Source organism: Petrocella sp. FN5, assembly GCF_029210395.1.
Classification (GTDB): domain Bacteria; phylum Bacillota; class Clostridia; order Lachnospirales; family Vallitaleaceae; genus Petrocella.
Genome location: NZ_JARGDP010000187.1, coordinates 1 through 1,276, shown reverse-complemented (window position 1 = coordinate 1,276; position 1,276 = coordinate 1). Strand labels below are relative to the sequence as shown.

Below are 1,276 nucleotides of genomic sequence, written 5' to 3'. Positions count from 1 at the left end.
TTCTAACACCGAAAAAACATCAAAAAGCTCCCTTCTTTTATAGTAAATGAAGGGAGATGATTAGAAGCCTTTATTCTATTTTAGGTGCGTTTTCATATTATGCGATACTATTTTTTTCTTGGTAATAGGACTTCAACTCTAGCTCTGGCAGCCGTTCAAAATCATGAATAATGGTAGCAAAGTCCTCTAATAGTGTGTTAAAGACAGCATCCCAAGCTTTTCCTTTTGCATAACTTCTACCCCTGGTTCCAAATTGATGGCGCATTATGTCTCCCACAATCAACCTCTCTAGAGCAAAGGCAAAGACTTCGCTGTCATTTGGTTCCACTAAGAAACCATTATACCCTGGATCAATCAACGTCTTTACACCACCCTTATTGACACCAACTACAGGAAGTCCTGAAGCAAAGGCTTCTAGCACAACATTGCCAAATGTTTCAAAAGAGGAGGGAAAAGCAAAAATATCACAACTGGCATAGATTTCTGCTAATGCTTGTCCTCTTTTGTAACCGGTAAATACCACATTATCCGGCATGGTTTTTTTTAGTTCATTCTCCATCGGACCTTCACCGGTGATTACCAGTTGAATTTTATCCGAGTATGTATGATTTAAAAGTTGCATTGCATCTCTTAGCACATCTAAATCTTTCTCAGGTGATAATCTGCCCACATAAAGTAATCCCAGTTTACCTTCTAAGCCCAAAGATTTCCTAAGCTGTACCGATCGTTTATCCCTTGAAAAATGGTCAAAATCAATGCCCCTACCAAAAATGCCAGTTCTCAAAACACCCATCTTTTTCAATATTTTTTCAGATTCAACTGAAGGGGTCACGGTCCTAGTGGCTTCTTGGTGAAACCAGGCCAAATATTTATCTGTCAGTTTTTCAAGGACGCCTAATTTATAAGATTTTAGTATGGTCGAGAAGTTCGTAGAATAGTTAGAGACTACAGGAATATTGCGCGTTTTACCATAGTTTAGACCGCATAGACCCATGGTGAATTCCGTCATTGTAAATATAATGTCCGGTCCAAAAGCATCCAGTCTTTTGTTTAATCGGATTAAATTAGGGAAAGTTAGACGGCATTCAGGATATAAAAAGAAAGGTGTAGATAAAAAAGCTTCGATATTATAGGGTAAATCACTTTCGCTTTTTTGTTCTGGTGTTACAAAAATGTAGTCAATATGATTGGCTTTTAAATATTCACCAAATCGTCTTAAGGTATTGGTGACACCATTGACCTGTGGTAAAAAAGTATCTGTAAAAATCGCTATTTT

At 37.5% G+C, this 1,276-nt stretch carries 1 protein-coding gene; it reads right to left on the bottom strand.

The window, feature by feature from the left end; all coding sequences use genetic code 11:
* Positions 1–97: 97 nt before the first annotated feature.
* Positions 98–1,276: glycosyltransferase family 4 protein (locus tag P0N36_RS15375; RefSeq protein WP_275843772.1), on the bottom strand; the 1,179-nt coding region annotated here is incomplete at its 5' end.